Genomic DNA, 25221 nt, shown 5'->3' with positions numbered 1-25221 from the left:
ACCAACGAATACACTGTGAATATCTATCAGAAATCACACATCTTTTTCTAATCAATCAACGAAAAAAACGCTAATCCATAATAAGCGGATCAGCGTTTTTTCACTCACTCTTTAGTTCTTTACAGCTGGTTGATAGTCGCCGGGCACATTGTTCATTGCGATGGATAAGCGATTCCAACTATTAATGGTGTTGATTAAAAAAACTAAATCTACATATTGTTTTTCATCGAAATGGGCACGTACTTTTTTGTACAATTCGTCGTCCACTCGACTCGTTGCAACGAGTGTCACTGCCTCAGTCAATTCCAACACGACTCGTTCTGCATCACTATAAAAAGGTGCTTCACGCCATGCATTAAGACAGTAAATTCGCTGTTCTGTCTCTCCAAATGCACGGGCATCTTTCGTATGCATATCCAGGCAATACGCACAGCCATTAATTTGGGATGCCCGAATTTTAATCAACTCAATTAACGTCGTGTCAAACCCCGTTTTCTTAGCATAGGCCTCGAATTGCAGCATGATTTTGTAAGCCTCTGGGGCTACTTGCGCGGCATTGATACGTTGTTCCATCGTCATTTATTCCTTTCCTCAAAACTTCGATCCTCCATCTCCATACTCATTCAGGAGTTCTTCGAAGCTTTTATTTTTTTCACGTTCTTTGCGTTCACGACGAATTTGTTCTTGTCGCTCTTCTTCTTTCGCTTGTTCAGCAGCGGATAATTGTTGTTTAGCTGCCTTCAACTTTGCTAGTATATCCTCGCCGAGTGCATCTGATAACGTTAAGCCTTCATTTTCGACTTTTTTCGGACGTGCTGGCGCTGCTTGTTTTCGTTTTTTAGCCATTTGTTTCACCTGCTTTCATTCATGGACGCGTCACAATGGTAGCGACACCTTGTCCCCCTCCGATGCATAGCGTTGCCAGACCAGCCTTTGCGTCACGACGCTTCATTTCGTGTAGAAGTGAAACGAGAATGCGTGCTCCACTTGCGCCGATTGGATGACCTAGTGCGATTGCACCACCGTTGACGTTCAGTTTTTCTTTATCAAATCCAAGTTCTTTATCGACCGCAATCGATTGTGCCGCAAACGCCTCGTTCGCTTCAATCAGATCCATATCGGACAGTTGAAGATTGGCTTTATCGAGTGCTTTTTTAACGGCTTGTACGGGACCAATTCCCATGACAGATGGATCGACACCTGCACTACCATTTGCCGCAATCGTTGCGAGCGGTGTTAAGCCGAGCTCATCTGCTTTGGCTTTTGACATGATGACAAGCGCTGCTGCGCCGTCGTTGATGCCGGAAGCATTTCCTGCTGTTACACTGCCGTCTTTTTTGAATGCCGGACGTAGTTTCCCTAGCTTATCTGCCGTCGTTCCCGCTTTGACGTATTCATCTGTAGCAAAAATGATGGGCTCGCCTTTCCGTTGCGGAATAACAATCGGAACAATTTCTTCTGTAAATACGCCAGCTTCGATTGCCGTAGCTGCTTTTTGTTGGGAGTGTGCTGAAAACGTATCTTGCTCCTCGCGCGAGATGCCGTAGCGATCGCACAGATTCTCAGCGGTAATGCCCATATGGACATCATTAAATGCACACCACAGCCCATCCGCAATCATACTATCGATGATTTTCTGATCACCCATTTTAAAGCCTTCCCGCCCATTTTTCATGAGGAAAGGCGCTTGACTCATATTTTCCATGCCGCCTGCGACAATGATGTCCGCATCCCCTGCGACGATGGCTTGACGTGCAAGGTGCACGGCTTTTAATCCAGATCCACATACTTTGTTAATGGTCATGGACGAAACGGTTTCAGGAAGCCCCGCTTTGATGGCAGCTTGCCGCGCCGGATTTTGACCAAGCCCCGCTTGTAAGACATTCCCCATGATGACTTCGTCGACACTGTCAGGCGCCACCCCAGCGCGCTGCAATGCCTCTTGGATGACCGCTGCACCAAGGTCTGTTGCCGATACATTTTTCAATGAACCCAAAAATGATCCGATTGCGGAACGAACCGCACTAACGATTACGACTTCTGTTGACATAATTTTTCCCCCAATTCCCTTAATCACGTTGCCTGTATATGCATCCCTTCAGTACAATATACTAGAGGAGGGATGTTATGTTCATTTTACCAAACAACGTCACGATTATCGAGGTCGGCCCGAGGGATGGGCTACAAAATGAAAAGAAACATGTTGATGAACAGCATAAACTTGCATTCATCAAGGCACTCCTGGGGGCTGGCATTACGGAAATGGAGCTTACTTCATTCGTATCGCCAAAGTGGGTGCCACAAATGGCGGATGCAGAAGCTATCATTGCTGGAACGGAGCGTATCGGACGGCAGTTCGTCTTAGCACCAAATGCGAAAGGTGCCGAATTGGCGCGTGCAGCGGATGTGCGAAGTATCGCTGTGTTTGTAGGGGTCAGTAATACATTTAACTTAAAAAATATTAATCGAACAACGGATGACAGTATGGATGCGCTCGAACCAGTGATTGCTGCCTTAAAAGCAGATGGACTTTTTGTTCGCGCCTGCATTTCCACTGCATTTTATTGCCCATATGAGGGGAAGATAAATCCTACAGCCGTCGTTGCATTATGCCGGCGATTCGCAGCTCTTGGGGCGGATGAATTAAGTGTTGCTGATACCATTGGCATGGCGAATCCCCAAGAAAGTTATCAGCTGTTTACAACATTGAAAAAGGAACTACCTGATTTGCTACTAACGGCGCATTTTCACGATACGCGAAAGATGGCTATGGCCAATATTTTTGCTGCACTGCAAGCGGGTGTGGATCGGTTCGATACGTCAGCCGGCGGGTTAGGTGGCTGTCCGTTTGCACCTGGTGCGACGGGCAATGTGGCGACGGAGGATGTCGTCCATATGCTCGATACACTCGGTATCACAACAGGCGTAGATGTCAAAAAAGTGTGTGAGGCTGTCCAAATGATCGCACCACATGTAACACGGCCTATAGATACAGGGATGTACAGATTGTTCGAAAACAAGCAATTGTAAAAGGAGTTGAATGAGGATGAAACGGCGTGTTCTTTATATCACCGGTATCCTTTCCGGTATTTCCACGGCGTTGTTGACGATTTTTGGCTTTCTCCTAACAAGCAAAATGATGTTTTTAAAGACCAAGAAGTTTGAGTTGATTATGAGACGAGAAATTCTGTCCAAACGGTTCGATGAACAGTGGTATGAGACCGTTCACAAGGATGATATGTGGATTGATTCCCCAAATGGCTATCGTTTAAAAGCGGTCTTTTTGAAGCCGCTTCAGACAACAAGAACCGTCATTATCTGTCATGGGGTAACGGAGAATAAGATCAGTTCGATGAAATATGCTCGCCTATTTGAACGGCTCGGTTTTAATTCGGTTGTGTATGATCACAGACGACACGGGGATTCCGGCGGTAAGACAACTAGTTTTGGTTATTATGAAAAAATTGATTTGCAGGCGATTGTCCAAGCCGTGCGGAAACGAATCGGCAAAAGGGCTTTACTCGGAATCCATGGGGAATCCATGGGGGCAGCAACAACGATTTTATACGCAGGTACATATGAGGATGAAGCGGACTTTCTCGTTGTCGACTGTCCATTTTCCGATTTTACCGAGCAACTTCTACATGTTTTACGCACTGAAACACCGTTACGTTCGGCCATGATACTTCGAATTGGTAATCTATTTCTTAAAATGCGTGATGGGTACTCAACGAACCTGGTTTCACCACGGGAGGTCGTAAAAAATATTACAATCCCCATGCTGTTTATCCATAGTATGGAAGATGATTTTATCCTACCGTATATGTCCAAAGAATTGTACGAGGCAAAAGTGGGTGACAAAATGCTGAAATTGTTTCCAAAAGGAGCACATGCCAAATCATTCAACGACAATCCACAACAATATGAACAAATAGTGCAGCATTTTTTAGCCCGCTTCGGCTTTTCGCAATAACGAAAACACCCACTCCGTATTGCATGCTGAGTGGGTGTTTTGTTGATGGTCACATCAATCTTTTGACTAAATAATACTGTTGGCAATCTTTCGTTGGATGATCTTCAATGATACCAACGATTTGATAGCCATACTTTTGATAAAAATCGGGTGCTTGAAAGCTGAACGTGTCTAGTTGAATCAGTCGACACTTATTTTCTCTTGCCGTTTCTTCTATGTAATCCAATAATTTTTTCCCGTAACCTTTACCTCTTAACGATTCATCAATCCATAAGAAGTTAATATGCAAATGATGCCAAAATATAGTTCCTGTGATGCCCCCAAGTATTTCTCCCTTATCATTTTTAACCATAAAACTAATATTTTCCACTGGCTTCTTTATTTCTTCAGGTAATTTGGACGAATTATATTCAATAAGCTTTTGTCGAATATATTCACTGTCTTCCTGATTCCACTGCTGAATGATTTGCATCGTTTCCACCCCTTCGTAAAAGTCGGAATTTTATTATAACATAGGCGTTTAGCCTAGGCATCCCCTAGTGAATGGAAGGATGTTGTTCGCATTCGAATCTTTCCGCTATGACTAGAAACACTGGTAAGAGCGAATATCGTGTAGATTAACCGAATCATGTGTCCATCCCCACCTACTTCGCCAGCGGAATCCCCTAATCGAGTGCCTTCCCACAGATGTTGGAAAGAACTAACAGCTTCTCCCGTTCCATAAACAGATATAGGTGTTGCCATTTTGACAATACCTACCCCCCTAGGTTCCTACCTGGTGCGCTGGAATGGGCGGTGAAAAACCAGGTGGCGGACCCATAGGAAATGCCGCCGCTGGTGGTGGGCCAAACGGTGGTGGTTCAAAATAATCTTGCTGCCATCCTGGATAATTGTGTGGATGAAAGCTACTTCCATGCGGATTAAAATTATTGAAATTCAGATCCGTTCCTCCCCTCTATGTCATTCGTAGTAGTATATGAACCAGAAAGGGATTGGGACACCTGTGTTAAAATTGATATTTAGAAACTTTAAGAGGTTTTTAATCGTCTAAATAGAATGATAATAATAAAACTTAGGAGGTAATATTTTTTGAGAAAAGTTATCTTTATGGCTTTATCTTTAGCTTTTATGTCTTTGGTCCTCTTTGGTTGTCAACCGGAAGAGAATATCTCTACTGAAATCACAGTTAAGCCATCTACTAAATCAGAAAACAATAAAAAACTTTCAATAGACAGCAATTTTATAAGCATCGGCATTTCAAAAACAAAAGGCGTTGATGAAATTATTTTTGGTGATAAAGAATCCCTTAACTCCTTTCAAAATATCTTTTCAAGTGCAGTAAAAGAAGATGGCGAAGTTGATATAGCTGGCCCTGAATTTTATTTAGATGTCGCTTATGATAAGAATAATGAGCAGAGTTTATACTTATGGATAGGTGATAGAGGACAAAGAAGTACATTTATGAAAACAGAGAATACAAGCACCATTTATTCTTTTTCACCAGAGATAACCGATAAATTGATCAAATTAGTTGAATCTCGTTTTAATTGAGACCTCGTATGGGGTCTTTTTTATGTACATCTGAGCATTTCTACAGTAGAAGTATTCTATTTTTGACACGCTGAAATAAGCATTTGTTACACATACACATTTACCTCATTCCAACATTTGTAAATTTTCTACACTATACTCAAAACTGATTTGTAAGTATAGTTGAATTAGGTTAATATTCGAAACTTTATTTCTTTTTATTCGTTTGATTTATTAAGTGATTAAAAGCGAGGTGTGTAAATGCATAAAAAGTCAAAGTTATGCTTTGTCGTCATCCTACTTTTCATTAGCTTAATACTTAATTTATATTTGGGCATTACCAGTTATATCAAAAGTTCATATACCCCTAACTTAGATGATCAAGTAATTTTAGGGGAAATGACAAGAATGGTACTTCAAAACGAACAATATCAAGATATCGCTTTAAGAGAAACGATTTATTCGATTAAACAAGGCGTAAGTCGATTTAATGTCGCTAACCCTTCTTCTATATTCTTTTATGAAATTTCCGTACAAACCGAACAGCAAACGTATATTTTTACTTGTACCGACGAATCTTGTACAGATGTTTCGAATGAAGGGTGGACTTACTCAAGATACAGCGAAGAAGAGCCTGTATTACCTTTGAATAAAAACAATTGATCTATTTACTTGTATCTGCTTTGATGATTAATATTCCGTATTAAAGAAAAGGGCCGTTCCTCTGGAACTCATAAATAGTGAAAAAGGAGGTTACGCTGTGAAGACTGTGTGGAACATGTGTATGTCTTTATATATTCTTCTATACTTTGGTTATTTCTGGTGGATTGGTGCAATGCATAGCCGTTTTAATGCGGGCACTATAACAGCCTTAGTGCTACCTGTTGTCGTACTGATTGTACTATACCTTTTGCAACGGAAAGTAACTAATCGGGCAACACGTATAGGGCTAGTGATATGTATATTAATTTGTACAGGTGGTTTATATCAAATGTGGGTGCATGAACAACAATCTTATTTTACGATGGGCAAATGGATAGCAAAGCCCGAAGAGCGCGTTTGGATGGTGGATGACCTACTGAAACAATATGATTTTATTGGAATGGATGTGTTGACGATAGAATCTATGCTTGGCAATGAAACCGACACTTCTTATCCCGAAGCATCCAAACAGTTGGTGTACTATCTGGGCAATGAGCCTGGATCCCTTTCTATCGATAGTGAGTGGCTTGTCTTCGACGTTAACGAAGACAGCGTTGTGACGAACGCAATCGTAATGCGTGATTAAGTATGTGGAGCAACTTTCATAAACTCAACTCCCGAAACAATAATGAATGTTAGCATAGCCACTTAAAGTTAGGTCTTGCTTGTATGATTGATTTCAAACTTCATTTGCTTGATGCTGTGAGCTTTGTACATGTTCATTTCCCCCTGTCCACTTCTTAAAATAGAATGGAAGAATAACATAAATATTAGCTCCAAAACCGCTCGGAACACACCTAACGAACTTGATATTCTTAATGACACCCTAAGTCTCCAACTTCTTTAAGGCACGTCTAATGGTTGATACAGACTTCTCTACACCCTTTGAGTTGGTTTCATGCTTTAAGTGGGCCGCACCATGTTTAACTGAATATCTGCGAATCCTATCTAAAACAGCTCTATCAGTGTTATTGATTTGATTCCTTTTGAATGGGGTATGTTGAACTTCTCCACTAAATCGCTTAACAACAACAAAAAGACCTCCTTCTCTGATTAATCTTTCATCAGGAAAGTGGTCTATTTTAAAGGCAGAAATGATTTATTAACAATTTATTTATCTGTTTGTTTTTGCTTCTTTTTCAAATACTCCGCACGTATTTTTTCAAGTTGCTGCTTTTTATCAAATATGGCAGGCTTGTTTTTTTCATGATACTTTGTCACAGCTGCCTGACCTTTGTAATCCAATTGATATTTCCCCACATTGTTCACCTACTTTTCTTGTCTTTAAAGAAAATCTATTCAACACATATAATATACCCTATTTTACTGAAGTACACCTTATTTATCTTCGCCCGCAAATCATGAACTGAAATACTTCCAATTTATGCAATTACACGTTTGACAATTAAAAAAATTTAGTTGATTACATTCTTGACGATTGTTTATCATAGTCTTTTTTGTATAGCCTTTTGCTAAACAATGACATAAATACTCATCTAATAAATCCTCTAATAATAACAAAAAACCACTCCTCCATTAATTTTCTAATGGAAAGGTGGTTATTCATTATAACGTAGACGGACAAAGTAAAAGCAGTTTAATTTCAACAAAAAGATCAACTCTTTCATTAAAAACTGTTACTGCCTTCTCCTCAAAAAACGCATCATATCAACGTTAACGATTATTTCTTTTTCGTAGCTTTATCACTAGCTTTGTTCATTTGTGTCATCATTTGATTGATTTTCTTTTGTGACGGTTTTTGTCCCATTTGCATCATCATCATTCGTAACATATCTTCATTAATTGGCGGGTTATCTTTCAAATATTTCATCATATATTGACGTGCAATGAAAAATCCGAGGGCGACACCTGCTGCTAGCGCGACGATGATCAAAATGATCCCTAAAGTCAAGCTCATCCGCTAATACCTCCTTCACTTCCGTAATTCGAGTGTAGTCCACCATGATGGATTATACAGCATAGCGGTAGTGAATGGCAATCTCCTATACGAATAATTCTCATTATGGTATTCCTGCATGTTACAAAATTAATAAATATGTTAAATTTATCGTAGAAAAAAGCAAAAAGCCATGTAAAAAGGACTGCTACATCATTCTCCAGCAGATCCTTTTTACATGACTCTATTTATAATCATAGAAACACATTTTCTTGCCTCAATCGAAGATCTGTATATTTTACTGGCTTCAACCATCCCCACTCGCCGTATCCGTCCATTACAGCGAAGAAACGGTCGTCCGAGCCCGATAAGGCCACGAATAAATCCAAGTCCAACATGCGGGAGCCATCGCAAAACACATTCAGTGAATACGATGAACGCGAAATCAGGATAGACCCTTTAACAGGGTGCGTCAGCTTATATTCCCCTTCGCGGCACTCAATGGACGTGAAGCCTTTTCCAAGGTTTGTCAGAATAGCTTCATTAATCAACTCTTCCTCAAGCCTGTCACATAAATAGTCCACTTCTCGCATACAATCATCCTGTTGACCATCCTCTTTCAAGAGGTCATACAATAGCCGTTCACGTCCAATGACGAATGGCTGGTACATTTCCTTTACCTTATAAATTCCGTATGATCGCAAGTTCGCCACCCCCTACTAGTATCCTACATCCTTCGAATTGAAAAGGCTGTCATATTGCGGAATAGAACTGCACTTTTATTGTCGGAAAAGATAGATTATAAATCGATAATAAATCGACAAGCCCAAAACAGCATAACGGCGGGGTTTCACAACTACAAAAAAATGTTTTCATGCAAAAAAATGTTCCATTAGCCTTAACAAAACAGGCAAATGGAACATTTTAGTAATCAATTACACCTTGGCGTAATTGCATCCAAATTTTGAATCGCACTTGTGCAATTCAAAATTTGTGACATCCTCCGGAGGACCAACTTGCAGCAGCAAAGGTCTTCCGATGATGAAAGTTAGTTATTGAATAATGATTTTACTGTTGCAATGACATTTTCTTCCGTGAAGCCAAATTCCTTGATGACTGTATCGCCAGGCGCACTTGCACCGAATGTATCGATTGCAATAATAGCACCTTCGTCACCAACGTATTTATGCCAACCGAATGAAACAGCCATTTCAATACCTAGACGTTTTTTAACCGTTTTCGGCAGGACACTTTGTTTGTATGCTTCGTCTTGTTTTTCGAATAGATCCCAAGAAGGCATAGAAACAACAGCTACATCGATTCCTTCAGCCAATAGTTGTGCTTGCGCAGAAACAGCTAGGCTTACTTCAGAACCCGTAGCGATCAAGATTGCATCCGCTTGTTCTTTTGTAGCAGGTGAAACCGTGTATGCACCCTTTTTAACGCCTTCCATTGCCAATTCAGCAGATTTCGCTAGTGTCGGCAAGTTTTGACGAGAAAGAACAAGTGCAGTTGGTGTACTTGCAGATGATACAGCGATATTCCATGCAGCAGCTGTTTCATTCGCATCCGCTGGACGAATAACTGATAGACCTGGCATTGCACGAAGAGATGCAAGGTGTTCAACAGGTTCGTGTGTCGGACCGTCTTCCCCAACAGCTACACTGTCGTGTGTAAACACGTATGTGACAGGAACACCCATAAGTGCTGACAGTCTCATAGCCGGACGAACGTAGTCACTGAACACGAAGAATGTTCCACCGAATACGTGCAATCCACCATGGAGAGCCATACCATTCAATGCAGTACCCATTGCGAATTCACGTACACCAAACCAAATGTTACGGCCAGCATAATCCGCTGGAAGGAAATCGCCTGCGCCTTTGATGGTTGTCTTATTTGAACCAGCAAGGTCTGCGCTTCCTCCGAAGAATGATGGTACTACTTCAGCAATTGCGTTAATCGCATCGCCTGAAGCAGAACGTGTCGCATGTGATGAGCCTGTTTCATATGTCGGTAGGGAATTTTCGAATCCTTCCGGCAGTTTACGGTCGATTGCGTCTTTCAACTGCTGTGCAAGTTCCGCATGTTCTGTTTCGTATTGCGCGAATAGCTCATTCCATTGTTGTTCCTTTTGAGCACCTAGTGTTTCAGCTGCTTCTTGGAATGTCTCATAGACACCTTCAGGCACATGGAAATCTTCATCCAATGTCCATTTGTAGTATTCTTTTGTCAGTTTCATTTCATCAGCGCCAAGCGGCATACCGTGTGCATCTGATTTTCCTGCTCGGTTTGGTGAACCGTAACCGATAACTGTTTTCACTTCGATAATTGTTGGGCCGCCCGTGTTGCCTTTAGCCGCTTCAATCGCTTGTGAAACCTCAGCGATGTCGTTGCCGTCTGCTACACGGATGTAATTCCAGCCGTAAGACTCAAAACGCTTGCGTGTGTTTTCAGAGAAAGACATGCCCAAATCGCCGTCAAGTGAAATGTCATTACTATCGTAAAGGACAATCAGTTTATCTAATTGTAAGTGTCCTGCAAGAGAAATCGCTTCTGCTGCAACACCTTCCATTAGATCGCCATCTCCACAAAGTGCATACGTATAGTGGTCGACAACGTCAAAGCTTGGTTGATTGTATGTAGCGGCAAGGTGCTTTTCTGCCATTGCCATACCAACTGCCATACCAATCCCTTGTCCTAGTGGGCCTGTTGTTGCTTCAACGCCAACTGTATGGCCGTATTCTGGGTGACCTGGTGTTAAAGAACCCCATTGTCTAAACTGTTTAAGTTCTTCCATAGGAAGACCATAGCCAGCAAGGTGAAGCAGGCTATAAAGAAGTGCTGAACCATGTCCAGCGGAGAGGACGAAGCGATCTCGGTTGAACCACTGTGGATTTGAAGGATTATGGTGCATGTGTTTTGTCCAAAGCGTGTAGGCCATTGGTGCAGCACCCATCGGTAATCCCGGGTGTCCAGAATTCGCTTTTTCAATTGCATCGATAGATAATGTACGGATCGTGTTAATAGCTAACTGGTCAATCTGTTGAGTCATTGTGTACTTCCTCTCCCATTAAATCTATTTTTCTACAATCTCTAGTTTAGACAATTCGCGCAGTGAATGCAAAGGTCAGTTTAGGTATTTACTATTGCGCGCCTGTTTCACCTTGTCTGGCGTCACATCATTGCCATCCGGGTCGATGATTTTAACGTGTTCAATTGTACCGCGCATCGATGATCTGAACGTTTCCAGATACTCTTTACGTAGAAGTGTTTGTTCTTTTGCCTCTTCTAATGTAAGGCCTGTTGATTTCGATTTTTTCGATAACTCGTTGATTCGTTTAATTTTTTCTGGTGAAAGCATGTGTTTTCCTCCATTTTGTTTCGTGATTACATAAAAGGTATACAAAAAGAGCAGAAAGTGCAACCAATCAGCCTTCCTGCTCTAATTCATATTCTTTAAATCGACGATGGACGGTCGCTTTGCTAATATCATGTCCAAGTCCATTTAACACGCTTGTAATTTCTTCGAACGTTAGTTCTTTGTCGCGAAGTGCAACGATTTCATGGATGGGTACTTCAATTCGTTCGCGCCCTTCTGCATTACCTCTATTTTTCAAATTACGTTCAGGACGATAGCCTTCCCTTACTGCACGTTTCATGCCACGTTTAATTTTTGCATTATGTAATTTGCGTTGATATTCTTCGACAATCGCCAAAATTTCTAGCAACATCGTATCCATTTCGTTAAGCGCAATCGGCCCGCTATCATTACGCGAATAGATAGCTGTATCTGTTTTCGCCAACAGATGTAACACCGCCATTCGTGCATTACCACGCCCTAGTCTGGTCTCATCCTGAATGAGCACCGCATCGACTTCCTCATCGCGAATGAAATCGAGCAAACTGAGCAACCCCTCACGATCAATATCGAAACCGCTATGCTTGTCCTCGAATGTCCCTATAGGTTCAAGACCGAGTTCAGCTGCCAAATCCACAAGTTCCTCTTGTTGCCGCACAAGCGACAGTTCCTGCGCATCTTTTTCCGTACTCACCCGGCAATAGATGACGCATTTCTTTTTACGTTCATTCACCGATTATCACCTGCAATTTGTATGATGGTTTGATTGTCCTGATTGTGTCGTGTAGGAAGAATCAAATCTTCTCCTGTTTTGATTGTAACAGTCGGCAGGTCATTTAGTCTCATGACTTCTTTCATCCACTTTTCTTTAGGCATATTGTCAGCATGATGATGAGCAAGATCCCACAATGTATCTCCTTCCATAATTGTGACTTCCGTCATATTTTGCTCTTTTCCAGATTTCATGATACCTATAAGTGCAAATCCCATACATAAAGTGATAAGTAGTAAAATATAGCTGTTATTTTTAATAAAAGTCATTTGAATTCCCCCTCTAGAATGTTTGTTCGGAATACTTGTTCCCAGTATAGGAAATCAGAAATCAAATGTCAACAGTTTTTTTAGAACCTGTGTTTGCCATCTGTTCGTAAAGGTGATATACTCTACTTATTAAAATAACTCGATCTTCTCACGACTTTTAGAAGATAGTAGAATACTAGTTAAGAGGTGAATGTATTGAAGAAAATTTCGAAGAGGCAGGAAGACATCCTGGCATTCATTAAAGATGAAGTAAAGAAAAAAGGATATCCGCCATCCGTGAGGGAAATTGGTGAAGCGGTAGGTCTAGCGTCAAGTTCGACCGTTCACGGCCATCTTGCCCGTTTGGAAAGCAAAGGGTTCATCAGACGAGATCCAACGAAACCAAGAGCCATTGAAGTACTTGACCCTGAAGGGCTTGAATCGATGAAGCCAGGCGTCCTCCACGTACCGCTTGTTGGGAAAGTAACAGCAGGTCTGCCAATTACCGCAATTGAAAATATCGAAGAGTACTTCCCGTTGCCAGAATCATTCGGGACAACGGAAGACAAGCTCTTCATGCTTGAAATTGTCGGAAGTAGTATGATTGAAGCTGGAATCCTAAACGGTGACCATGTTGTCGTCAAGCAGCAGCAAACGGCGAACAATGGTGAAATCGTTGTTGCAATGACAGAAGACGATGAAGCAACGGTGAAACGTTTCTTCAAAGAAAAAGACTATTTCCGCCTTCAACCGGAAAACTCATCGATGGATCCAATCATCGTTGACAACGTTTCCATTCTTGGTAAAGTTGTCGGTGTTTACCGCTTAATTCACTAATTGTATCCATGCAAAAGAGCCGTTCCCCTTCGCGATGGGAACAGCTCTTTTTTAGTTGGATGAAAACGTTCTTGTACTTATTGTTCAATCAAGTTTTCACGAACCAGTTTCTCAACAGAGGATAACACCGCTGCTTTTACGTGTTCGTACGTCAGTCCACCTTGGACATAAGCCGTGTATGGCGGTCTGATAGGGCCATCAGCCGTCAATTCGATGCTGGAACCTTGGATGAATGTTCCGGCCGCCATGATGACATCGTCCGTATAGCCAGGCATATACGATGGCTCAGGTGCATAATGCGCATTGATAGGCGAATTGGCTTGGATTGTCCGACAGAAAGCAATCATTTGATCGGCATTTTTAAAGGAAACAGATTGAATCAGATCCGTCCTTTTTGTCGTATAATGTGGCGACGTCTGAAGGCCAAAATCTTCGAGCAGTGCTGCGGTAAACAATGCACCTTTCACCGCTTGGCTGACGACGTGTGGCGCAAGGAAAAAGCCTTGGTACATTTCAAGAAGTGTATCGAGCGATGCCCCTGCTTCCGCCCCAAGTCCAGGCGACGTCATTCGGTAAGCGCATTGTTCAACAAGATCAGCACGCCCTGCGATGTAGCCGCCTGTACGCACAAGCCCGCCCCCTGGATTTTTAATGAGTGAGCCCGCCATTAAATCAGCGCCCACTTCCATCGGTTCTTTATCTTCCACGAATTCCCCGTAGCAATTATCGACAAATACGACAACGTCAGGATTGACGGCCTTCACGCGACGGACCATTTCACCGATTTCATCGACCATGAAGGATGGGCGATCCGAGTAACCTTTCGAACGCTGTATGCCAATCATTTTCGTCTTACTATGCATATGTTTAACCACTTCATCGAAATTGACCGTCCCGTCTTCGTTCAAATCGATATGTTTATACGAAATGCCGTAATCTTGCAAAGAACCCGTGTCTTTCCCTTTGCCGGAAACGATGGATTCCAAAGTATCATACGGTTTTCCCGTGATATACAGTAGCTCATCACCAGGGCGAAGAATACCAAAAAGACTGATGGAAATGGCATGTGTTCCCGAAATAATTTGATTGCGCACTAGGCAAGATTCCGCCCCAAAAACGTCGGCGTAGACCTGTTCCAACACGTCACGACCACTATCATCGTAACCATACCCTGTAGATCCCGTTAGATGAAAATCACTGACCATATTTTTACGGAATGCTGCTAGCACTTTCCGTTGATTGTAAAAAGCTATTTTTTCAACATCTTTAAAAAACGGAGCAAGCTTGTCTTCAATCACTTCCGCCTTCTCTAGTAACAACTCATCTTGTTCATTCAATATCATCTGAATTCCTCATTCCGTTAAATAGTCACTTCATTATCTTATCAGTCTGTCCACATAGGTCAACGATTACGTAGCTTTTTATTGATAAATACATCCAATCTGGTAGAATGCAGAATGATAGTTTGAATGGGGGAAGCGTATTGGCGTGGGATGTATTTAGTTTCATAGGTACCGCGGCGTTTGCCATTTCTGGCGCGATTATTGCAATGGAAGAGGAATATGACATTTTTGGCGTTTATATATTAGGTATAGTCACTGCATTCGGTGGAGGAGCTGTCCGCAATCTATTAATCGGTGTTCCTGTATCCGTTCTATGGGACCAACAATTTTTATTTATCGTTGCAACTGTTTTAATCGTGACGATTTTCTTCTTTTCAAGGCATCTACTAACCCACTGGACAAGATGGGGAACGTATTTTGACGCGGTCGGTTTGGCTGCCTTCGCGATTCAAGGTGCGATGCTGGCCATTCAGCTCGACATGCCGCTTAATGCTGTTATCGTTGCAGCCGTTCTGACGGGAGCAGGAGGAGGCGTAATCCGCGATTTGTTGGCAGGTAGGAGGCCTCTTGTTTTTCAAGAAGAAATCTATGCCATCTGGGCTGCGCTTGCTGGACTGCTTGTCGGACTCGGGATTTTTTCCGGAGATTGGGCGCTTTACTTATTGCTCATTTTCACTGCGGGTTTGCGTATTTTGTCATTTATTTTTCATTGGAAATTACCGCTACGAAAAATCCAGCCATCTTAAAGCGAAACAAGGAATCTACCCCTGTTCCGCTTTTTTCATTCCATTAGTATAGGCAGAAACTAACCGTTTCTAAATTAATTCCGTTACCGCAGGAAACAAAAATAGGTTTTCATTGGATTTCATACTCTCTAACGATTTTGGTGAATGTCCTTTTGCAATTATCCAGCATGAAAAAATCAAATTTATTTTTTTAAAAATAGCGTTTGGAGCAATTCTCATATATTGATATCGTAAAAACAAAAAAACGGAACTAGGAGTCCTTCTCCTAATTCCGCTTTTCTGTCTTACACTTCCTCTTTTAAAATCACTGGTTTCGCCGGGACATATGTCGAAATCGCATGTTTGTAAATCAATTGTTGCTTGCCTTCCGATTCAAGTAAAACCGTATAATTGTCATACGATTTAATAAGCCCTTTCAATTGAAATCCATTGAGTAAAAATACCGTTACAAATGTGTTATTCTTTCGTAACGAGTTCAAAAAAGTTTCTTGCATGTTCCCCTGTGCCATACGCAGAATCCTCCTGTTGGTGTGCTAATATTTCTCCTACTCCCTTTATCTTATTCGCTTTAAATAGTCGAAATCCTGCATAATTTCCAAAATTCCCTTAACAATTTCTGCAGTCCCCAATTTCGCGTCAAACCATTCCACATCCAACTTATTGCGGAAATACGTCATTTGCCGTTTGGCATAATTGCGTGTGTTTTTCTTCATCAACTCAACGGCCTCTTCCAGCAATAGCTTACCCTCGATACTTTGATGAAGTTCTTTGTAGCCAATCGCCTGAACGGACTGCATGTCACGAATGCCCGCATCCCATAATGCTTGCGCTTCATCCCATAACCCTTTGTCCATCATGATGTCCACACGTCGATCAATTCGTTCATACAGCACATCACGGTCCATTTCCAGGCCTACAATAAGATGATCATAAAGAGGAGCATGTCCCACATTTTCTTCGTGGTCGCCTTTTGTTTTTCCAGTCACTTCAATGATTTCAAGTGCGCGAACAAGCCTACGGTGATTATTAGGGTGAATCTTTTCAGCACCTGCCGGATCGATGGACACGAGCCGTTCATACAGAACATCCGCACCTTTGTCCGCTAGTTCCTGCTCGAGCCGTTCCCTAACAGCAAGATCCGCCGCCTCTTCAGTAAAACGAAAATCATACAACACCGATTGCACATACAGGCCTGTTCCCCCCGCTATAATCGGTGTTTTGCCACGCTCTTGAATATCTTTGATCCAGTGTCGTACTGCCGTTTGGTATTCGGCAACTGAAAAAGATTCATCCGGTTCTTTCACATCAAACAAATGATGGGGAATCCCATCCATTTCTTCTATTGTAATTTTCGCTGTACCAATATCAAGCTCCTTGTAGACTTGCATCGCATCACCATTAATGACTTCGCCACCAATCGCTTTCGCAAGTTCTACACTTAGGGCTGTTTTTCCCGACGCCGTTGGTCCGACGATTGCAATTACTTCTGGCATCTTGTTCATCGTTTTTCCATCCAGTTGTACACAAATTCGAATACATGCTGTCGGTTCTTTTCATTTAGCATTTCGTGTCTACCACCTTCAAACAGCATGACTGTCACATCTTCAATCCCTGCATGTTCATATTGTTGTGCTGCATTCCAAACTCCTTTACCATTGTTCCCCACAGGGTCTTCGCTTCCTGAGAATAGAAGGATGGGTAACTGTTTCGGAATGCGATTAATTTCATCTGTATCATGCACTTTTCCGATTCCTTCTAATAAATCTGCAAAAAAACGAGTCGTCGGTACATGCCCGCAGTTTGAATCGGCCAGATAGGTTGCGACGGCCTCAGAATTATTTGCTAACCAGTCGAAAGGTGTTTTCGGGTCACGAACAGATTTATTGAAACCACCAAAAATAAGCTTATTTAAAAAATGATCGGGTTGATCGAACCCATTCTTTTTACCACGTAAATAGGCAACTGCCTGCCCAGCTATGCGACTAACGCCTGGGTCCCCGCCCGTCCCCGAAAACACAGCAAGATCAACCTCATTTCCATGCAATTGAACATATCTACGTGCAACAAATGACCCCATGCTATGACCAAATAATAGGAATCGATTGGCAGGGTACTGCACTCGTAAAGCCGTCACAATTTCATGGGCATCTTGTACGACACGGTCAAAACCGCCCTCATCTGCAAAATGACCTTTCTTACCATTCACTTCGGCCGTCTTACCATGGCCGCGGTGATCATGCCCCGAAACGATATAGCCTTGCTTCATAAGATAGGTAGCAAATTCCTCATATCTGCCAATATGTTCGGACATGCCGTGCAGCAGATGGATATGCCCTTTTGGTTCGCCCTCTGGTTGTAAAATGAAAGCATAGATTGAAAATCCGTCCGTCATATCCAAGACCAAGTGCTCCATCGATAGCCACCACCCTTTCGTTTTTTACATCACTCGTTTAAACATCTTTTCAATTTCGTATGTGGTGAAATGAATGAGTACAGGCCGACCATGTGGACAGGTGAAAGGATTTTCAGATTCGGCTAAATCGTGTAACAACCTTTCCATATCCGCGACTGTCAAATAATGATTAGCCTTGATAGACTTTTTACAACTCATCATAATGGCTGCTTCCTCACGCAGTTTCCCAACATCCACCTTACGTTTTTCTAATACTTGTTCAATCAGGTCTTCGATAATCTCCGTCTCTTGTCCTGCTGGAAACCAAGAAGGATATTCCTTGACTGCATATGAGGACGGTCCAAATTCCTCCAAGTAAATGCCGACATCTTGTAGAAGAGTCATATTTTCCTCGATTTTTGTCTTCTCATTTGCTGCGTAGTGGAACATCAATGGCAGCAATAATAACTGTCGTTCTCCGTGGTCTGGCGCACTTAACTTATCCCTGAAAAACTCATATTTTATGCGTTCTTGCGCTGCGTGTTGGTCAATCATGAAAAAGCCATCTTCGTTTTGCGCAATAATATACGTGCCATGTACTTGTCCAACCGGAACCAGTGATGGAAATGCTTTTTTCGGTTCACTTGGTGGTTGTTCTGAAGCGATTGGCGTTTCAATTGCAGATTCAAATGGTGCTTCAATTGGCGCTTCCTCGACCGTCCATGTCGGTGGTTCAATCGTTTCTGTTGTCTCATAAGGCCGATAGACCGGTTGTTCCTGTATCGTTGGCGGTCTTTCCGGGACTGATGAAGGTTTGACAGTTCTGAATGAATCCCAGATATTCACTTGTTCTGATTGAATTTTCTTAGCTGGTTCTTTTTTGATCGCATCCGGCACGATGACACTTTTCTTAATGGCCTCACGAACGGCTTCTTTTATCAGAATGATCAGTTCACCTTCCTTACTCATGCGAATATGTTGTTTAGAAGGATGGACATTGACGTCTGTTAAGAAGGGGTCGCCCTCAACGTTGATGACGGCAACGGGTGAGCGTCCAATCGGCAAGTACGTGTGGAATGCATCTAGTACGGCATGATTTACCGCATTACTTTTCACCCATCTGCCATTGACAATCAGTGTCATATAGTTTCGAGAGGCACGGGTCATTTCCGGCAATGTGACATAACCTTGCACGCTGTAATCGGCATTGGCACCTGAAAAAGGAACCATCTTCTTGGCAACGGCCATCCCATAGATATCCGACAGCACGCGCCGTTGGTCCCCGCTACCTGATGTCTGTAACAAGGTTTGACTATGATGAGTCAATTTAAAGGAAATCGTCGGATGACTGAGTGCCAACCGATTGACGAGGTCAATCGTGTGGCCCAATTCCGTTTGTATGGTCTTCATATATTTTAAACGTGCAGGTGTATTGAAAAATAATTGGGACACGGTCATATCTGTCCCTTTACGAAAAGCCGCATTTTCATGCTTGACGACTTGTCCGCCATCGATTTGCACTTCCGTACCGGACGTTTCTCCATCAGACGTCCATAGCATGATTTTAGACACGGAGGCAATACTCGCAAGTGCTTCTCCGCGAAAACCAAGCGTCCGGATGCGAAACAGGTCATGCTCATTGCTAATTTTACTTGTCGCATGACGCTCAAACGCTTGCACAGCATCTTGACGTGTCATGCCTTTACCGTTATCTGTGACGCGAATAGACGTTAGGCCCGCTTCTTCAAGTGCAATCTCGATGACACTACTCTCCGCGTCTATGGCATTTTCTACAAGTTCTTTGACGATAGAGGCTGGACGTTCTACGACTTCACCCGCAGCAATTTTATTCGACAGCATATCGTCCATCACTTTGATGATGTCCATCCGTCTCACCCTTTCTAACCCTTAAGCTTTTCTTTCATCTCATAGACATACTGGAATGCCTGAAGTGGCGTCATGTTCAGCACATCATAACTCGCTAATGCATCGAGTACTTGCTGTTCCCCTGTTGTACGAACAGGTTGTTGTGGCTGTTGTTGTTGTTGTTGCGGTTCCTCTTTTGGCAAATCAAAAAAGTTTAGTTGTTGCGGCTCATCCGCTTTCGTATGAACCTGCTCACTACTTTCAAATGTTGCCAGTAGGGTTTTGGCCCGTTCTAAAAGAGGTGCAGGAAGACCCGCAAGCTCCGCCACGTAAATCCCATAACTTTTATCCGCTGGGCCTGCCATCACTTTATGCAAAAACACAACTTTACCATCCTGTTCCATCGCTGCAACATGGACATTTTCAAGTCTAGATAGTTCTTTATCTAAATTCGTCAATTCATGATAATGCGTGGAAAATAACGTATTCGCCCCGATTTCATGATGAATATATTCCATCATCGCCTGCGCAAGTGCCATGCCATCATAAGTAGAGGTTCCCCGCCCAATTTCATCGAACAACAGAAGGCTTTTCGCCGTTGCATTGGCAATTGCATTTTGCGACTCCATCATTTCCATCATGAACGTACTTTGACCAGAAGCAAGATCATCTGCCGCCCCAATCCGTGTGAAGATTTGATCGGTGACCGGCAAGTAGGCCTGTTCACAAGGGACGTAACAACCGATTTGTGCCATGACAACAGTTAGTGCCACTTGACGCATATACGTACTTTTCCCGGACATATTGGGTCCCGTAATGAGTAACATATTCGCTTGTTCCGCTAATTTACAGCTATTCGGTACATAGAGCGAATGATCCATCATCTTTTCTACGACTGGATGACGCCCGTTTTTAATTTCTAAGGCAATCCCTTCATGGAATACCGGCTTCACATAGTTACGTTTCTCTGATACCGTTGCGAATGCTAGTAGAACATCCAATTCACTCAGAACACTTGCGAGATGTTGAATTTGTCTAATATGCATTTTCATCTCATCTCGAACGCTACTGAATAGGCGATATTCAAGTTCCTGACCTTCTGCTTCCGCATTAAGAATCAAGTCTTCTTTCTCCTTCAATTCAGGGGTTATGTAACGTTCCGCATTGGCAAGCGTCTGCTTCCGTTCATAGCGCTCCAGATCAGCAAGATGGATATTGGATTTCGTTATTTCAATAAAGTAGCCAAATATGCGGTTATAGCCTATTTTTAATGTTTTAATGCCTGTCCGTTCGCGTTCTTCTCGTTCCAGTTCCGCAAGCCACGCCTTACCATTCTTCGATGCATCCCGATATTGGTCGAGTTTCGCATCAAAGCCATCCTTAATGACGCCGCCCTCTTTAACCGATAACGGCGGATTTTCAGCAATAGCTGCTTCGAGTGTTGCTAACGCTGCTTCACAGACATTAATACGCTTGGCAAAATCGTTCAATAAAGGCCGTTCCGACTCATGCAGTAATTTTTTGATTTCTGGAACACGGCGCAGTGAATTTCGCAATTGTGCTAAATCTCTACCACTCGCGCTGCCCATCGAGATGCGCCCCGCTAGTCGCTCTAAATCATAGACTTCTTTCAAATTCGTTTTCAGCTCATCACTTAAGAAAAACTCTTCCATTAGCTCTGATACGGTATTCAATCGATTTTCAATCGTCGTCTGTTCCGCAAGTGGCTGATGTATCCACATTTTCAACTTCCGCGCACCCATAGCCGTTACCGTTTCATCGAGCAACCAATAGAGCGTGCCTTCCTTGCTGCCATTCCGGATTGATTGGACCAATTCTAGATTACGCATTGAATTGGCATCGATGGATAATTTCGCTTGTTTCCGGATAAATTCAAAGGGTCTGATATGGTCAAGAGCCGTTTTTTGCGTCCGTTTGATGTAGGCTACGAGCATACTGCACGCTTCCATTACCATTTCCGGTATATTGCCAAATAAATCGGTTGTTTCGACTCGCTCTTCACTATGCTCAATCGATAGCACGATATTACGTTTTGCCATGCTATCGCTGAGTGCGATATGGAGCCTTTCGCCGACGACGATTTCCTTCATCCCTAACGCTTCGATTTCAGCGATTAACGACCTTTCATCGCCTTCCACACGTTCCACTTTCCCCTCACCTGTCGCCAGATCAAGATAAGCGAGAGCATAGTGATTATCATCTAAACTATCTACGGCACCGATGAAATGATTCGTGTTGGCATCAATCGTTTTCCCTTCCGTCATGGTGCCCGGTGTCACAATCTTGACGACTTCCCTTTTCACAATTCCAACCGCGGTTTTTGGATCTTCTGTTTGCTCACAAATGGCCACTTTATGCCCTTTGCGGACCAACGTTTCAATATAACCTGCCGCCGAATGATACGGCACGCCGCACATCGGAATACGTTCACTCCCCGCTGAATCACGGCTCGTCAGCGTAATTTCAAGAATTTGTGCGGCCTCTGTCGCATCTGTAAAAAACAATTCATAAAAATCGCCTAGCCTAAAAAATAAAAACGCATCCTCATGCTGCGATTTCACTTGTAAATATTGTTGCATCATTGGTGTATGTTTCGTTGTCATTAGTTACCCTCACTACAGTTACTTTTTTTATTATTATACCAGTACTCACTCGAAATCTGTTGAACTAATCCTCAAAATAAGACCAAATGCACCACGTCCAATTACTGGCACCAATTGTTTCTGTCATTCTCGCTACAGCCGGGGGCTCCCCCTTGTCAGACGTCTTCGCTCAGTTCTCATAAGCCATACATTCACCGCAAACATGGAACACGAAAAAAAAGCCGGTAGTGTTGCCGGCTCTTAAAATGCGGGTGCATCTTTTCCTCTCGGGTGATCGTGTCCAGGTCCTTTACGGTTTTCTTCCCTGTTGTCTTCCCGATTTTCCTGTCTATGTCCGTGATTATGATTGTGTTCATGGTTATGTGATGATGATTCATCACTAAAAGGCCATTCTTCCTCAAAGTTACTCTCTTGAACCAATACACAAATTTTAGTTTCACCAACAACCTCTGCGAGCAGTTCACGTTCCACTGTGATGATGAACTTCTCACCACATTCCGAAATGATAGCTTCCGTACAATTCGGATGCTGAATCACATTCACAATAATTTCCTCATGCCCAGACGTTGGCTCATCACGATAATGTAGGCGAATCCGTTCTTTGTACGTGACACATTCCGTAAAGACAGACGTTTTCGAATGCTCCTGATGTGAATACCACACGTTGACATCAAATTTACCCGTCACTTCAATGAATTTACCAATCTTTTTCGCTGTGTGCGTATGATTGATAACCCAGCAGCCTAGGATGCTCGTTGGGCAATGCGGCGGCTTCAGCGTTACATTCATTTCGGAGCGTTGCTTCCCTTTGGCGATAATCGTTTTGGCCACAATCTGACGTAAGTTTTTCAAGTCTCGATTCCTCCTCCATTCGCTTCAATCCATTGTATGCAACAAAAGCCCAGAAAGTGAAAAAAATCGGCAGGAAATTTTCCCTGCCGATCTCTTATAGTTTGTCATATGTCGTACTTTTTATATAAGAACCCGTTTCTCCGCGTGTTACATCACCACCTGTTGCTCTCATGATTTCATCTGTCACGCCGTTGGCAATAGCATTTGAAACGAGTTGCAACAAATCATTGACATCCATTTGTGATTGTTTGAATTCTTGTACAATCGGAACCTCATCAATTTCAGTTTGAATTTTATCGATTTTACCTTCAACAAGATTCATCGCTTTTTCTTTACCATACTGTTGGAAATTGACCGCTTGTTTCTGTAAAGTTTTTAAACTTGCAATACTTTCACGGATTTTCGTATTTTCATTAATTTGCGCTTCTGCACGTTTGAAAAACTCGACTTCTTCCGTATTGGCAATCATTAGTGCGATTTCTTTCGCTTTTTCAACAATCTCATCTTTCGTATATAGCTTTTCCATTAAAAAATCACCTTTTCCTTTTCTGCGACGCCGATAAATTCACCGTCGAGCGACCATGTTTTGGCCTCTATTATTTTAACATTAACTAGTTTCCCAATCACCGATTGCGGTGCTTTAAAATTCACAAGCTTATTCTTCGCCGTGTAGCCTGCGAGTACTTCTGGATTCTTCTTACTTTCGCCTTCAACAAGTACTTCAACAATTTGGCCTTTATAGGACTTCATTGCCTCTGCTGACCCATCATTCACAAGCTTATTCAGTCGCTGCAATCGTTCTTTCTTCACTTCCATCGGCACATTATCTACCATTTTGGCAGCCGGTGTACCTTCACGTGGGGAATAAATATATGTGTATGCAATGTCAAAGCCGACTTCCTCATACAAGGACATCGTCTCTTCGAACTGCTCGTCTGTTTCGTTCGGGAAGCCTACGATGATATCCGTCGTTAACGTGACACTTGGGATAGCTTCTTTTATTTTACGGACGAGGTCAAGGTAATGCTCACGTGTATACTTTCTAGACATGATTTTCAAAATATCACTGGAACCCGATTGAACAGGTAGATGAATATGATCGACTAGATTTCCACCTTTGGCAAGCACCTCGATCAAATGATCATCAAAATCACGTGGATGACTTGTTGTGAAACGGATTCTTGCAATATCAATTTTGCGCAGGTCATCCATCAAATCACCAAAACGGTAGTCAACATCATCGAAATCTTTACCATACGCATTGACGTTTTGACCAAGTACGGTAATTTCCCGATAACCTTGTGCCGCCAAATGCCGGACTTCTTGGATAATATCTTCTGGTCGTCTGCTACGTTCTTTTCCGCGCGTATACGGCACGATGCAATACGTACAAAACTTATCGCAGCCGTACATAATATTGACCCATGCTTTAATGTTACCGTGGCGCACCTTCGGAAGGTTTTCAATGATATCCCCTTCTTTAGACCACACTTCGATAACCATTTCTTTCGATAAATACGCTTCATGTAAAATATGGGGCAGCCTATGAATATTATGTGTACCGAAAATCATATCTACTTGATCATAGGTTTTCAAAATTTTATTGACCACAGATTCTTCTTGAGACATACAACCACATACCCCAACGAGCACGTCAGGATTGCGTCTCTTAAGCGATTTCAGATGACCCAGTTCACCAAACACCTTGTTCTCCGCATTTTCACGAATCGCACATGTATTCAGTAAAATAACGTTGGCATCTTCAACCGTATCCGCCAGTTCATAGCCTAGGCCCGTAAAAATACCCGCCATTACTTCTGTGTCATGTTCATTCATCTGACAGCCGTATGTACGTATATAAAATTTCCGACCCATCCCCATATCACGGAAGCGTTCATCGATGTTGAAATCATCATGATACGTGATTTCCTCTTTCCCACGCTTTTTTGCGTCTTTCAATGAAGGTGGCGTATAGACAGTTTGGAAATATTGACTATAATCCTTTTCTACTTTCTCCTCCGGTTTTGTTAAACCTGGTGTTACAAGCCCCGCACTCAGGCGCTGTTCTTCATTCATGA

At 42.6% G+C, this 25221-nt stretch carries 28 protein-coding genes; 7 read left to right on the top strand and 21 right to left on the bottom strand.

The features are described from left to right. Positions 1–111: 111 nt before the first annotated feature. From ACIQ0H_RS02575 to ACIQ0H_RS02565, 3 genes are read right to left on the bottom strand one after another with little or no spacing between them, the layout of a single operon-like run. Complete coding sequence (locus tag ACIQ0H_RS02575) at positions 112–573, bottom strand: carboxymuconolactone decarboxylase family protein (RefSeq protein WP_403410468.1); 462 nt, start codon at positions 571–573, stop codon at positions 112–114. A gap of 18 nt (positions 574–591) precedes the next feature. After that, positions 592–846: a YqkE family protein gene (locus tag ACIQ0H_RS02570; protein ID WP_403410465.1), complete on the bottom strand. Its 255-nt coding sequence runs from the start codon at positions 844–846 to the stop codon at positions 592–594. A 19-nt stretch (positions 847–865) separates the two neighbouring features. Then, a complete protein-coding gene (locus tag ACIQ0H_RS02565) occupies positions 866–2050 on the bottom strand; it encodes an acetyl-CoA C-acetyltransferase (RefSeq protein ID WP_403410462.1) in 1185 nt (394 codons plus the stop codon). Between the two features lie 77 nt (positions 2051–2127). Here ACIQ0H_RS02565 and ACIQ0H_RS02560 point away from each other — a divergent pair, with 77 nt between their 5' ends. Together ACIQ0H_RS02560 and ACIQ0H_RS02555 are read left to right on the top strand one after the other, a co-directional pair. Then, positions 2128–3030 (top strand): hydroxymethylglutaryl-CoA lyase, encoded by a 903-nt coding sequence (locus ACIQ0H_RS02560; RefSeq protein ID WP_403410459.1) that lies wholly within the window; start codon positions 2128–2130, stop codon positions 3028–3030. 16 nt (positions 3031–3046) lie between these two features. Then, positions 3047–3973, top strand: coding sequence for an alpha/beta hydrolase (locus tag ACIQ0H_RS02555; protein ID WP_403410457.1), 927 nt, complete (start codon positions 3047–3049; stop codon positions 3971–3973). Between the two features lie 49 nt (positions 3974–4022). Here ACIQ0H_RS02555 and ACIQ0H_RS02550 read toward each other — a convergent pair whose 3' ends face one another. Continuing rightward, entirely contained in the window at positions 4023–4445 is a 423-nt protein-coding gene (locus ACIQ0H_RS02550; protein ID WP_403410454.1) for a GNAT family N-acetyltransferase, read from the bottom strand. A 53-nt stretch (positions 4446–4498) separates the two neighbouring features. Next, positions 4499–4717: a hypothetical protein gene (locus tag ACIQ0H_RS02545; RefSeq protein ID WP_403410451.1), complete on the bottom strand. Its 219-nt coding sequence runs from the start codon at positions 4715–4717 to the stop codon at positions 4499–4501. Between the two features lie 345 nt (positions 4718–5062). On the opposite strand from ACIQ0H_RS02545, the gene ACIQ0H_RS02540 reads away from it, so the two are divergent. The 3 genes from ACIQ0H_RS02540 (at position 5063) to ACIQ0H_RS02530 (ending at position 6791) form a co-directional block, all read left to right on the top strand. Then, positions 5063–5524: a YhfM domain-containing protein gene (locus ACIQ0H_RS02540; protein ID WP_403410449.1), complete on the top strand. Its 462-nt coding sequence runs from the start codon at positions 5063–5065 to the stop codon at positions 5522–5524. A gap of 240 nt (positions 5525–5764) precedes the next feature. Further along, a complete protein-coding gene (locus ACIQ0H_RS02535; RefSeq protein ID WP_403410446.1) occupies positions 5765–6166 on the top strand; it encodes a hypothetical protein in 402 nt (133 codons plus the stop codon). Between the two features lie 97 nt (positions 6167–6263). After that, positions 6264–6791: a hypothetical protein gene (locus ACIQ0H_RS02530; protein ID WP_403410443.1), complete on the top strand. Its 528-nt coding sequence runs from the start codon at positions 6264–6266 to the stop codon at positions 6789–6791. A gap of 524 nt (positions 6792–7315) precedes the next feature. Here ACIQ0H_RS02530 and ACIQ0H_RS02525 read toward each other — a convergent pair. The 7 genes from ACIQ0H_RS02525 to yneA form a co-directional block, all read right to left on the bottom strand. Then, a complete protein-coding gene (locus tag ACIQ0H_RS02525) occupies positions 7316–7465 on the bottom strand; it encodes a hypothetical protein (RefSeq protein ID WP_403410440.1) in 150 nt (49 codons plus the stop codon). A 421-nt stretch (positions 7466–7886) separates the two neighbouring features. After that, positions 7887–8123: a YneF family protein gene (locus ACIQ0H_RS02520; protein WP_403410437.1), complete on the bottom strand. Its 237-nt coding sequence runs from the start codon at positions 8121–8123 to the stop codon at positions 7887–7889. Between the two features lie 233 nt (positions 8124–8356). Next, a complete protein-coding gene (gene sirA / locus ACIQ0H_RS02515; RefSeq protein ID WP_403410434.1) occupies positions 8357–8806 on the bottom strand; it encodes a sporulation inhibitor of replication protein SirA in 450 nt (149 codons plus the stop codon). Between the two features lie 344 nt (positions 8807–9150). Further along, entirely contained in the window at positions 9151–11157 is a 2007-nt protein-coding gene (tkt, locus tag ACIQ0H_RS02510; protein ID WP_403410431.1) for a transketolase, read from the bottom strand. 75 nt (positions 11158–11232) lie between these two features. After that, on the bottom strand, positions 11233–11466 hold the full coding sequence (locus ACIQ0H_RS02505; protein WP_403410427.1) for a DUF896 domain-containing protein: 234 nt from the start codon (positions 11464–11466) through the stop codon (positions 11233–11235). Between the two features lie 67 nt (positions 11467–11533). Further along, entirely contained in the window at positions 11534–12196 is a 663-nt protein-coding gene (locus tag ACIQ0H_RS02500; RefSeq protein WP_403410424.1) for a YneB family resolvase-like protein, read from the bottom strand. Next, complete coding sequence (gene yneA / locus ACIQ0H_RS02495) at positions 12193–12504, bottom strand: cell division suppressor protein YneA (RefSeq protein WP_403410422.1); 312 nt, start codon at positions 12502–12504, stop codon at positions 12193–12195. Before yneA ends, ACIQ0H_RS02500 begins: the two co-directional genes overlap by 4 nt. 195 nt (positions 12505–12699) lie before the next feature. Between yneA and lexA the strand changes: the two genes are divergently transcribed. Beyond that, on the top strand, positions 12700–13320 hold the full coding sequence (gene lexA / locus ACIQ0H_RS02490) for a transcriptional repressor LexA (protein ID WP_403410419.1): 621 nt from the start codon (positions 12700–12702) through the stop codon (positions 13318–13320). 77 nt (positions 13321–13397) lie between these two features. Here lexA and ACIQ0H_RS02485 read toward each other — a convergent pair whose 3' ends face one another. Then, entirely contained in the window at positions 13398–14663 is a 1266-nt protein-coding gene (locus ACIQ0H_RS02485; RefSeq protein ID WP_403410416.1) for a methionine gamma-lyase family protein, read from the bottom strand. Positions 14664–14803: 140 nt separating this feature from the next. Between ACIQ0H_RS02485 and ACIQ0H_RS02480 the strand changes: the two genes are divergently transcribed. Then, a complete protein-coding gene (locus tag ACIQ0H_RS02480; protein ID WP_403412332.1) occupies positions 14804–15409 on the top strand; it encodes a trimeric intracellular cation channel family protein in 606 nt (201 codons plus the stop codon). 284 nt (positions 15410–15693) lie between these two features. Here ACIQ0H_RS02480 and hfq read toward each other — a convergent pair whose 3' ends face one another. The 8 genes from hfq to miaB form a co-directional block, all read right to left on the bottom strand. After that, the gene (hfq, locus tag ACIQ0H_RS02475; protein WP_403410413.1) at positions 15694–15918 is read right to left on the bottom strand and encodes an RNA chaperone Hfq; all 225 of its coding nucleotides are present in this window, start codon (positions 15916–15918) and stop codon (positions 15694–15696) included. Positions 15919–15963: 45 nt separating this feature from the next. Further along, a complete protein-coding gene (gene miaA, locus ACIQ0H_RS02470) occupies positions 15964–16911 on the bottom strand; it encodes a tRNA (adenosine(37)-N6)-dimethylallyltransferase MiaA (protein ID WP_403410410.1) in 948 nt (315 codons plus the stop codon). Next, the gene (locus ACIQ0H_RS02465) at positions 16908–17822 is read right to left on the bottom strand and encodes an alpha/beta fold hydrolase (RefSeq protein WP_403410408.1); all 915 of its coding nucleotides are present in this window, start codon (positions 17820–17822) and stop codon (positions 16908–16910) included. Before ACIQ0H_RS02465 ends, miaA begins: the two co-directional genes overlap by 4 nt. A 24-nt stretch (positions 17823–17846) precedes the next feature. Beyond that, the gene (mutL, locus tag ACIQ0H_RS02460) at positions 17847–19688 is read right to left on the bottom strand and encodes a DNA mismatch repair endonuclease MutL (RefSeq protein WP_403410406.1); all 1842 of its coding nucleotides are present in this window, start codon (positions 19686–19688) and stop codon (positions 17847–17849) included. Between the two features lie 14 nt (positions 19689–19702). Next, on the bottom strand, positions 19703–22291 hold the full coding sequence (gene mutS, locus ACIQ0H_RS02455; protein WP_403410402.1) for a DNA mismatch repair protein MutS: 2589 nt from the start codon (positions 22289–22291) through the stop codon (positions 19703–19705). 240 nt (positions 22292–22531) lie between these two features. After that, positions 22532–23143 (bottom strand): outer spore coat protein CotE, encoded by a 612-nt coding sequence (gene cotE, locus ACIQ0H_RS02450; RefSeq protein ID WP_403410399.1) that lies wholly within the window; start codon positions 23141–23143, stop codon positions 22532–22534. A gap of 94 nt (positions 23144–23237) precedes the next feature. Beyond that, positions 23238–23669: a YlbF/YmcA family competence regulator gene (locus ACIQ0H_RS02445; protein WP_403410396.1), complete on the bottom strand. Its 432-nt coding sequence runs from the start codon at positions 23667–23669 to the stop codon at positions 23238–23240. Beyond that, on the bottom strand, positions 23669–25219 hold the full coding sequence (gene miaB / locus ACIQ0H_RS02440; protein WP_403410393.1) for a tRNA (N6-isopentenyl adenosine(37)-C2)-methylthiotransferase MiaB: 1551 nt from the start codon (positions 25217–25219) through the stop codon (positions 23669–23671). The genes ACIQ0H_RS02445 and miaB overlap by 1 nt, the downstream gene beginning before the upstream one ends. Between the last annotated feature and the right edge of the window lie 2 nt (positions 25220–25221).

Origin of the sequence: Sporosarcina sp. NPDC096371 (assembly GCF_044762865.1) — a bacterium.
In the GTDB taxonomy this organism is placed as follows: domain Bacteria; phylum Bacillota; class Bacilli; order Bacillales_A; family Planococcaceae; genus Sporosarcina.
This window is presented reverse-complemented; position numbering and strand designations above follow the sequence as displayed.